This window comes from Candidatus Marsarchaeota archaeon (assembly GCA_023485295.1).
Classification (GTDB): domain Archaea; phylum Micrarchaeota; class Micrarchaeia; order Micrarchaeales; family Micrarchaeaceae; genus Micrarchaeum_A.
This window is the reverse complement of the sequence record JAMCZQ010000002.1, coordinates 170858-180566: the sequence shown is the minus strand read 5'-3', so window position 1 is coordinate 180566 and position 9709 is coordinate 170858. Positions and strand designations below refer to the sequence as shown.

At 48.8% G+C, this 9709-nt stretch carries 11 protein-coding genes; 6 read left to right on the top strand and 5 right to left on the bottom strand.

The genetic code is table 11. The annotated features are described in order from the left end of the window. Positions 1 to 161 precede the first annotated feature (161 nt). The 4 genes from M1125_01485 to M1125_01470 all read left to right on the top strand — a co-directional run bounded on the left by M1125_01485 (position 162) and on the right by M1125_01470 (position 3220). The gene (locus M1125_01485; GenBank protein MCL5404496.1) at positions 162 to 947 is read left to right on the top strand and encodes a nucleotidyl transferase AbiEii/AbiGii toxin family protein; all 786 of its coding nucleotides are present in this window, start codon (positions 162 to 164) and stop codon (positions 945 to 947) included. 90 nt (positions 948 to 1037) lie between these two features. After that, a complete protein-coding gene (locus M1125_01480) occupies positions 1038 to 1286 on the top strand; it encodes a hypothetical protein (protein MCL5404495.1) in 249 nt (82 codons plus the stop codon). A gap of 145 nt (positions 1287 to 1431) precedes the next feature. After that, positions 1432 to 2037: a CYTH domain-containing protein gene (locus M1125_01475; GenBank protein ID MCL5404494.1), complete on the top strand. Its 606-nt coding sequence runs from the start codon at positions 1432 to 1434 to the stop codon at positions 2035 to 2037. Positions 2038 to 2119: 82 nt separating this feature from the next. Beyond that, positions 2120 to 3220 carry an SLC13 family permease gene (locus tag M1125_01470; GenBank protein MCL5404493.1) on the top strand — a complete coding sequence of 367 codons (1101 nt, stop codon included), beginning with the start codon at positions 2120 to 2122 and terminating at the stop codon, positions 3218 to 3220. Positions 3221 to 3252: 32 nt separating this feature from the next. On the opposite strand, the gene M1125_01465 is transcribed toward M1125_01470, so the two are convergent. The 3 genes from M1125_01465 to M1125_01455 all read right to left on the bottom strand — a co-directional run bounded on the left by M1125_01465 (position 3253) and on the right by M1125_01455 (position 5999). Beyond that, on the bottom strand, positions 3253 to 3672 hold the full coding sequence (locus M1125_01465; GenBank protein MCL5404492.1) for a hypothetical protein: 420 nt from the start codon (positions 3670 to 3672) through the stop codon (positions 3253 to 3255). Between the two features lie 163 nt (positions 3673 to 3835). After that, complete coding sequence (locus tag M1125_01460) at positions 3836 to 4465, bottom strand: NADPH-dependent F420 reductase (GenBank protein MCL5404491.1); 630 nt, start codon at positions 4463 to 4465, stop codon at positions 3836 to 3838. 127 nt (positions 4466 to 4592) lie between these two features. Continuing rightward, positions 4593 to 5999, bottom strand: a complete 1407-nt coding sequence (locus M1125_01455; protein ID MCL5404490.1) for a hypothetical protein — start codon at positions 5997 to 5999, stop codon at positions 4593 to 4595. Positions 6000 to 6192: 193 nt separating this feature from the next. On the opposite strand from M1125_01455, the gene M1125_01450 reads away from it, so the two are divergent. Both M1125_01450 and M1125_01445 read left to right on the top strand, forming a co-directional pair. Beyond that, positions 6193 to 7098, top strand: coding sequence for a glycosyltransferase (locus M1125_01450; protein ID MCL5404489.1), 906 nt, complete (start codon positions 6193 to 6195; stop codon positions 7096 to 7098). Positions 7099 to 7214: 116 nt separating this feature from the next. After that, positions 7215 to 8033: an isopentenyl phosphate kinase gene (locus M1125_01445; protein ID MCL5404488.1), complete on the top strand. Its 819-nt coding sequence runs from the start codon at positions 7215 to 7217 to the stop codon at positions 8031 to 8033. A 13-nt stretch (positions 8034 to 8046) separates the two neighbouring features. Here M1125_01445 and M1125_01440 read toward each other — a convergent pair whose 3' ends face one another. Together M1125_01440 and M1125_01435 are read right to left on the bottom strand one after the other, a co-directional pair. Further along, positions 8047 to 8481 carry a hypothetical protein gene (locus tag M1125_01440; GenBank protein ID MCL5404487.1) on the bottom strand — a complete coding sequence of 145 codons (435 nt, stop codon included), beginning with the start codon at positions 8479 to 8481 and terminating at the stop codon, positions 8047 to 8049. A gap of 75 nt (positions 8482 to 8556) precedes the next feature. Next, positions 8557 to 9657, bottom strand: a complete 1101-nt coding sequence (locus M1125_01435) for a hypothetical protein (protein MCL5404486.1) — start codon at positions 9655 to 9657, stop codon at positions 8557 to 8559. Positions 9658 to 9709 lie beyond the last annotated feature (52 nt).

The following is a 9709-nucleotide window of genomic DNA, read 5'->3' as shown; positions in this document are numbered from 1 at the left end:
GACATGCTTTACCTCGGAAGATTCGAGGAATATGCCGAGGAGGCAATGGAAAGCAAGGCGATAAGCAGGGAAAAGCTTGTTGGTTTTGCCGAGCTTGCAGGAAGAAAGAGCCTTGTGAAGCGCATAGAAAAGCTTCTTGAAAAGATTGAAGAGAGGATCCTATGATTACAAAAGAGGCCTTGGCAGAGTACAAGACATACAATGACCCTTACCAAGTCGAAAAGGACTACCTCCAGGATCTGCTTCTCTACAACATATATGCAAATTCCTCGAATGAGATGGTGCTCAAGGGAGGTACAGCCTTTGCAAAATTCTACAACTCTGACAGGTTCTCCGAAGACCTTGATTTTACGCTTTCTGAAAAAGTAGCAAACCAAGAAGAATTTGCCAAGTCAATAATAAGGGATGCTGTAGAAAGGCTTGAGTACCAACACAGCTATAAAGAGGAGCCGCATATTAACGATTTTAAGACTGTTGAAGCCGTAATATTGGTCGAAGGGCCCAAATTCAATGGAAAAGCGAGCACAGTGCAGCAAATACGCTTCGAGATTTCGACAGCAAAAAAGCTTTACCTAGGCAGTGAAGCGATGCCAAGGAACCCGGCTTATGCGGATGCAAGGCCGTATGTAGCGCTGGTAATGAAACGGGAAGAGATACTTGCTGAGAAAATTCGCGCGCTCATGTCGCTGAAACGCAAGCATAGGGAACGCGACCTGTACGATCTTTACTTCTTTATGGGAAAGAATACGCGCATAGACAGGGATTTGCTTCATAAAAAGCTTTCTGAAGTAAATATAGAGCCAAGCATCGAAGGATTTGGCAAAGCTATTGATAGTATAGAAAGGGCTTGGAAGAGCCTCGAGCCCATGGTGCAGCACAAGCTCGAGGACTTTTCCTATGTAAGCGATTTCGTGGAAAAAAGAATTCATGAAAGCGGCGTATTCTGAAAGCCTTTTAAGCTGTTGAAAGAAGATATGCTAAATACTGGAGCAATAACAAGAAAAGCATGGATATGTTTAGCAATAACATAGTTAATTATGAAATATGTTGAGAAATTATTGCTAGACGGGATAAAAAAGTGTATAGGGAGAAGGGATATGGGATTGGCCCGCAAAAAGATTGAGCATGATCATGCAATTTTTTCCTTGGATAATTTAGAGGGAAGGATAAAAGAAATTGGGCCCCTGTGGGATTCTGATTTGAAGCCTCTTGCTAAAAGCCTTCCCAGTTATGAGGTTGCGGCAAATATGCTGCTGAAAGAGCTGAAGAAAGGGGCGAAGGGCTGAAAAATAATGTAATTTCAGCGTTGGGATTTTTGCCACAATGCTTATATTTAGGGCAAGCTGCTTGTTGTATTGAATAAGACATCTGAAAGGCTTTTAAGCTGTCGTAAACAAAAGAGCACATAAATAAAGCTTTGGGTAATGCGATATGGCAAAAGAGATAGAATTGCCTGTTTATGGCGTTGATCCTGAAGAGGTTAGAAAAAGGATCATTGGCATGGGAGCCAAACTCTTGGGAAGGCACCAGTTCCGCAGGTTCAACTTCCAGATAAAGGAGCCATTGGAAGGCGCTGGCGCAGAATACTACACCAAATGGATAAGGGTAAGGACCGACGGAAGCAAATCGACAATAACGCTCAAGGAGCAAAAAGGCAGGAGCATAGAGGGAAGGCTCGAATACGAGGTCGAGGTTTCGGATTTCGAGAAGGCTGCTGGAATAGTGCACAGGCTAATCCCCGATGCGTTTGTGGATTACTTCGAGAATTATAGGGAAGAGTATTCGCTTGGAGAATTCACCATAGAGCTGGACAAGTTCCCCATGCTGGAGTACAGCATGGAGATAGAGGGGCCTTCTAAGGGGGCTGTAGAAAGCCTTTATGCAAAGATGGGCATAAGAGGGGAGATAGAGGCGAACAAGTCGGTGCCGACTGAGGAGTACTACAGGATCCACGGGGCAGACTACTCCAAGCTGCAAGAGAGCTATTCGGATATAATGTCTTCCGTACTTGCAGGCAGGCAGGGTGCGGAGGCATAATCCGGAATGGAATGGTTTATATCCCAATGCCCAATTATATGTAATGCGGCGCTTCTGGCGCAATGGCTGCATAGGGTGGAGCATGCTCAAGCAATTGTACTCCCTTGTGAAGAAGGAGCCGATATTCTTCGCATTGCTGGTAGCTTACTTGCTGCTTCTCGCCTACAACGTGCATTTCCTCAATGCAGGGCTTGTCGAATGGAACACTGTCGCGATAATAGCCTCGTTCATAATAATAAACACCGGCCTGCTTGTTTCTGGCGGCATAGACTTCGTTGCGGGCATGGTGCTTTCTAAAGTAGGCAGCGTCAGGAACCTCTACGTGTTTTCTGTCATAGTTACCGTTGTATTGTCGATGTTCATAACGAACGACGCTTCGCTTATAGTTCTCGTTCCGCTCACGGTAAGCATGGGAAGGCTGTCCGGCAGGAACCTCAGCGGCATAATCGTTCTGCAGGCGATAAGCGCGAACGTAGGATCCATGCTGACGCCTTTCGGGAACCCGCAGAACATAATAATGTTCAGGCACTATGCGCTTTCGGCTGCCGGATTCCTGTATGCGATGGCCCCGGCATTTGCAGTGTCGATGGCTGTGCTGCTGGTCTTCACGCTCATGATAGGCAAGGATAGCAGGCGCATATCTGGCAGCACGCCAAAGGCTTACGGGAAAACCCTGTTCTACTCCTCGCTGCTGCTTTTCGTGGTTGACGTAGGGTGCTTCCTTGCAGGCCTCGGCGCATCGGCGTTCCTCGCGCTCTCCGCAGCTTCGGTACTGCTCATGCTTGCATTCAAGCCCAGAAGCTTGTCAAAAGCTTATACCATAACCAGGATAGACTTCTTCCTAATAATGTCCTTCGTGCTCATATTCCTGGTGATAAACTCAGCAAGCACTATATTGCCTGCTATCCACCCCTCAGGAAGCTTAGGCATGTTCCTGTACGCGCTGCTCATATCGCAGTTCATAAGCAATGTGCCGGCAACAGTGCTGCTGCAGAAGAGCTCGCTCTTCCTGCCATTGGGCTGGGGTGTCAATGTTGGAGGCAATGGCACGCTGATAGCATCGCTAGCCAACTTCATAGCCTACAGGCAGGGAAGGGGCATAGGAATCCTGAAATTCATGAAACTATCGGCCATTTACATGATTGTGGTCGCGTTAATACTGATTGTTATTATAAGCCTGTAATCAGCCGTATCTTTGGAGTGCAAGGCAGAAGCTCATGCTTGTGGCTCCTTCTTCTGCCCTGACTTTTTTGACAATTTTTCATAAACAAGCGCACCGTACGCTACGAAAGCCGCTGCAGCTGCTACCGCAAAAAGCCCTATGTCTGTGGCTAAAGCCGCTCCTGTTCCGAGCACTCCGGCAGGTACGGCAACCGCATTAAAAGGCACTATGCCGAGCATGATAAGCGCCGCGGCAGAAGCGGCAATTGTAGCAATTTTTTTAGCCTTGGTGCGCTCTTTGGCTGCCGGCTTGTCAATGCTATTGCGCTTGGTTTGATTCTCCGATGCATTGGCTTCTGTCGCCCTGAGCAGATGCTTGTTCGTTTCCTCCTGCGGTTGCAATTTCGATTGTACTGAAGCCTGGGCCTTTGCGTCTTCATTGTTCTTGTATTCTTTGTTCTTGGATATTCCCATAACAACACCTTTTGTAATATTGAATGGTATTAATAGGGATATGTCCATATATTTAAAGGTTGCAAGAGGGCTCGCGTTGCGTCGTAGGCCGTGTCAATGCGCTTTGAAAAAAGCAGGGATATGCGGCCTTGCGCCGTTCCTCTGCTGGTTTGGGAAAAGCTGATTATTGGCTTGAGGGCTGGCTCCTCACGAGCTTGAGCCCTATGCCTGTGCCCATCTTCTTGCCATAGCCAAGTTCTATGAGCAGAAGCCCTGCTGGCTCTATGTAGCGTGCCTTCTCCAATGCGCCGACGTCTATTGGATCCATGCCAATGCTCCTGGCAAGGTTCATCACGGTTGCCTTTGCCTGCTCGTCATCGCCTGCTATGAATGTGGCAAGCTTTTCGTTCCCTAGCTGGCCGGTCTTCATGTTCTCGGCAAAGACTGTGTTGAAAGCCTTTACCACCTTTGCGCCCTTGGCATGCTTGGCGAGCTCCTCAGCCGCAGACTCGCTGAAGCCTTTTGCCCACTTCCAGTTCTTGTCCATGGGATTTGAAACGTCTATCAGTATTTTCCCTTCCTCGGCTTTCTTCATCTCCTTTATGGCATCTTTCGCCGCCTCGTAAGGCACGGCAAGGACTATTACCTCAGCGCCCCTGGCTGCCTCCTCTATGCTTTTGATGTTTGCATTAGGCATCTTCTGCTTTGCCTCCTCCGGCTTCCTGGAGCCGTATACAATCTCGTTGTTGCTTTTTGATAAGGCCTCCCCAAGGCTCTTAGCAACATTTCCTGTGCCTATTATTGCTATCTTCATTCTACCACCTATTCATCTATTATATATTGGAATTATAAAATAAGTATCTTTTGGTTGCTGGCAGCACAAATGCGCGGCTTCTGGGCCTTTGGCGCTGGCAATGCGCGCCTGCCTGTTATCCATAGGCTTATTCGTTGAAAAGCATTGTTATGTATGCGCATTGCTGGCCCTGGTGGCTGTTGTGCACTACGTAATGCCCAAGGTAGCCGTTTGGAGCAATCCAAACGTTCAATGCAGTGCCGTTCAGGCATGAGAACTTTGGATTGTTTGTCCTGAAATTTGTTATGTTTCCGGCTATGGCTGAATTGTTGAAGCTTACAACGACATTGTCTACAGTGCCGTTGAATGTTATGCGCCTGCCCTTGAACCTGCCGGAATATGCATAAGGCTTGACGATTTGCTGCACGGCTGCGGGGCTCACAAAGAGCGTGCTCTGGCCCACAAGAGGCTCAGGCAATGCAGATACTGTGCTATTGCTGTGGGCCTGTATTGATTTTGCGGAAAGAACAACGCTTAGAGTTTTAAGGTACGGAGATACGCCGCTAGACATTGCAAGGCTTATGTTCAGTGGAATGCCATACTGGTAAGATGCACAGGCGTTTACGCTGTAGTTTATTGGCGTGCCAGGCTGCTGCAGCACAGCAGCGTAAGGCGAGCTTGCAGAAAGCTTCGAAGAAGGCATTGAGCCGGAACTGCCAAACATGTAGCATTCCTGGTTATTGTATGAGGCTGGTGCTGTGCCGATTACGCTGTAATTTGAGAAGTTGGCAAACTCGCGAATGAATCCCAGTATCGGAGCCTGCGGGGCGTAGGTTGCGTTTTTCTCGCAGTAGTAGCCTGAAGCGCTGCCGTTTGATGCATTTGCGCTTTCTGAAGTGCAGGCATACGCTGCAGTCGCATTATAAACATAGACCTGGGTGCTGCTCGCATTGTTGCGGCCTGTAATGTACTTTATTGTGATTTTTGTCGAATTCCCGTATTTTTGGTACGTATACTCTACCGGTATGCTATAGGCGAATGCAACTCCTGACGGGTTTGATGCGTTGACAGTTATGTTGCCAAAATATACGACACTCATCTGAGGCGTTGAGTTTACTGCGCTGAACATTAGCCCTGACAAAGAACCTATGCTGGTCGAATTGTGCGATGCAAGAGCCATTATCACAGAATCGCTGCTTACGGATGATTTGGCCGGCGTGGGCAAAGCGCGCAAAGAGAGCAGGAAAAATGTCAAGAGCAGTATCAATACAACAACAACTGCTGCAGCTGCTATGCCTTTGCCGCCATTGGGTTTCTGCTGCTTGACGGTTTTTGCCCATTCGTCGTGAAGGCTTTTTATCGTAACCTGGCCGCCATCATCTTCGGCAGCGCCTTCATCAGCTTCATCATTTGTGATTTGGGTGGGTGCTGTGCTTGGATATGCATTGGCATGCTTCCCTTCGTTATCGTGAGAAGGAGTAACGTGTATATAGCCAGAGTCAGAGTTGTCACTATCAGAATCTGTATAGAATGATGCTGGGCTATTGTTTGCCATGCCACCAGATAGGATAAATACGCTATTTATATATTTATGCTTTATCAAACGCAGATCTTAAATTGCTTGATATGATGCATGACTGGCATCCTTGCCATGCTTGCATATGGGGAGGCCTTATAAGGATCTCATGGCTTGGGTTTTAGAAACCTATTTAAGCTGTTTTAACAATTCATAAATCTAAGTGATAATGTTGAAATGGAGCGATGTCAGCGTTGTGCTGCCAACAATAGAAGAGGAAGGCGCATTCGCAACCATAGACAGCATTAGGGCTCTGATGCCCGGATGCGAGATAATTGTCATAGACAAGAGCGGCGCGGAATACAGGAAAAGGCTTAAGGCAAAGGGCATAAAGCTCGTAGAGCAGCAGAGCAAAGGCTATGAAAATGCGCTGGTTGAAGGCTTCCTGCATACGAAGGGCGCGGTGCTTGCAACAATAGACCCTGACGGCACATACGATCCTGAAGACCTTGCAAAGGTTATAGGGCTTGTAATGAGCGGCAAAGCTTCGATGGCGCTTGGCAACAGGCTGAACGGCAAGAGGAACGGCGCAATGAACAGCTACATATCATTTGGAAACAGGAACATAACAAAGGTCTACAACGCTGTGCACAAAATAGGCATACACGATGCGCTGTCTGGCATCTTTGCCATGAAAAGGGAGGTCTTCGAAGCGATAAAGGAGGTTGTGCCGTACAGGGCAGGGACGCTTTTCTTCGTGCTTGAGGCATCGAAGGCAGGCTACAAGGACATAAAGGACATTCCGATAAAATACTATCCGCGGCCAAAGGGCACCGAGTCAAAGCTCTCAAGGTCAAAATTCGTGTACGGGCTTGGGGTCGGCGGCCACATAATAAGGGCTGCAAGGGACTACAGCCCTCTCCTTATATTTGGCACCATAGGCGTGCTGCTTGTCATTGCTGGCATTGTGCTTGGGGGCCTGGTGATTGCAAACTACCTAAGCACAGGGACGCTCAACGAGATCGGCAGGGCGCTCATAGCATTCATGCTGGTTACAATAGGCTTCCTTTCGATAATAGCAGGGCTCATATTGGACCTGCTGCTGCAGATTGCGAACAAGATAGAGAAGCTCAGGTAACGCCTATTTGACAATTGTCGTTTAGCGGATGCACATCTATATATTGTTGCAGCGATAGTTAAAGGGTCAGCGCTTAAGGCTGCACAGATCTAGGTGCTTGCGCTCAAGTGCATTGCATGAAGGGATTGTATTTCATAAAGATAGGAGGAAGCGCCATAACTGACCTGTCGAAGCCGAACACGCTCTCGAGCGGGCCTGTCACAATAGCTAGCCTGCTGCAGGAATTCAAGGATGTTTACGCCTCTGGTGGATTTGACGTAATAATAGGGCATGGGAGCGGCTCTTTTGCGCACGTTCCCGCCAAGAAGTACAGGATAAATGAAGGGCTGGCATACAGCGACAGCAGGGTTGGTGCTGCAATAACGCACCTTACTGCCAAGGAGCTCAATACAATATTCGTGAACGAAGGGCTTAAGCTCGGGCTGCCGCTTTACCCATTCTCGCCAGGCCATTTCTCGTTTTCTGATGGCACGGGGCTTGCGGGCTTCTGCGACCACATAAGCGAAGCCATTGAAAAGGGCTTCATACCTGTGGTGCATGGGGATGTGGTCATCGACAGGGAAAGAGGTGTATCAATAGCCTCGACAGAAGCAGTCTTTGATTTTATATCGCGCAGCATAACGCCTTCGAAGATCCTTTACGGATCTGACACTGACGGCGTGTTTACTGCAGACCCCAAGATTGACAAGAGCGCAAAGCACATAGCAGTTATAGATTCTTCGAACATCGGCAGCGCCTTGCAGAATACAGGCGCTTCGAAGAGCAGGGTCGATGTCACCGGAGGCATGGCAACAAAGCTTGCAAAGCTATATGAAACGTGCAGGCTTACTGGCGCCGAGGGCTATATATTCAACATAACAAGGCCAGGCGCGCTTAAGGCGATGCTTTCCGGAAACGCTGATCCCTCAATCTACACGCTTGTCAAGGGAAGCTAAGGGCTTCCGTTTTTCAGTCCTTTTGCTTGCGCAAGGAAGATGGCCCTTTCTTAAGCTCTTCGTACAGCCCGCGCATTATTTCAAGCGTGCCTTCGGCATTCTTGAAGCATTTTATAATGTCAAGGTTGCCTTCATCCAACATGCTTATGGCTGATCCGAGGTGCGCAGTGGCAAGAAGCCTTTGGCCAATGCCGATTGTGGATTCCGGAGTGCGCCTTTCCATTATGAAGTCGCTGAATTCCTTCCTGAATTCCGCCTCAAGCACGCCCTTCAGCACTTCTGAAAGGCTTTCGTAAGAGCCTTTGGAATAAAGCCCGTGGCAAAGCCTTGCAAAATCCTCGTCGTGAGCAAGCGCATCGTATATGGCCCTTTCAGCGCTTGCATTCGCAATGTATTCCTTCGGCATCCCGCGCAAAAAAATGCCGGCATTCATTTGGTCTAAGTTCATCTGCACCATTCTGTAAAAGTCCCAAATGTATTATTTAAGGCTTGTGTGCATGTTTTGCGTAGCGTATGGCGATGCCTAAGCAGACGTGCAATAGGTAAAATAGTTTCTTGAAGAGTTCACAGGAAACGGATTGTCAGCATGCCATGCGCCAAGGGTGCCGTTTGGCAGGATCCTTGCTGCATAGGATGCGTTTGCGAAGAACCCGGTTGTCGCGTTTATGCCGCCGGTGCAGTATAGGTAGCCGTCCAAGGCGTTGCATGAAGGAGATATTATATTTGCAGCGTATGCGGTTGCAGACCATTCCGAGATGGAGCCTGCGGCATTTATGCCTGCGCGGTAGATTGCGCTGCGCACTATGCCTGCGGTGCAAAACAGGCTGCCGTTGTAGGCTGTGCAGCTGCTCTGGTATGTGCTGACAGGAAAGTTCTCCGCCTTTGACCACGCCGACAGCAAGCCGTTCTTTGCGATGTGCGAATAATAAACCGCATTGGAATAAAGATTGCCTGAACCTGAAGAGCTGCGTTGCATGCCCCCCACGCAATAGATTGCTGACGCATAATACGTGCAAGAGTACTTAGTGTAACCACTAAGCGGATATTCTGCGGCATTCTGCCAGCTCGAAAGCCCGCTTTGCGTTGCATTGGCAAAGTATGCCAGCTCGCGCGTGCCTGATGCGCCAGACAAGCCTCCGATGCAGTATATCGCGTTGCCATCAGATGCACATGAGGGCGCAGCATATGCCGGATATTCCGAGCTTATGCGCAACGAAAGCGCGCTTGGAGGAAGAGGGGAAGATGCTACTATTTGCAATACGCTGCCATTTTGCGAAAGGCCGTTTATGCAGTAAAGGCTTCCGGAAGCAGCTACGCAGCTTGTCTGAAGCACAGGTATTGGAAAGCGTGATGCATTGCTCCATGCGCCAAGGGTGCCGTTGCGGCGCACAGGTGCGTAAGAGTACAGGCCGTAATCCGCGTGCGCGTACGACGGCTGCAAGCATGCGATGTATGAAAGCGTGCTGTTTGGCTGCTGCACCGTTGTTGGTATGGAAGTCGTTGCTTTTGCTGTGCTGCTGGGCACATGGACGTATGCAATTACTGCCAGGAATGCAGCCACAAGCAGCACCGCAGCTGCAAACGCTATATAAGCTGATTTTCTTGCTTGACTGACGCCTGCCATTCACACCAATTTTGCGTATTTGCATGCATAAGTTTTGCAGCGAAGGAATCCC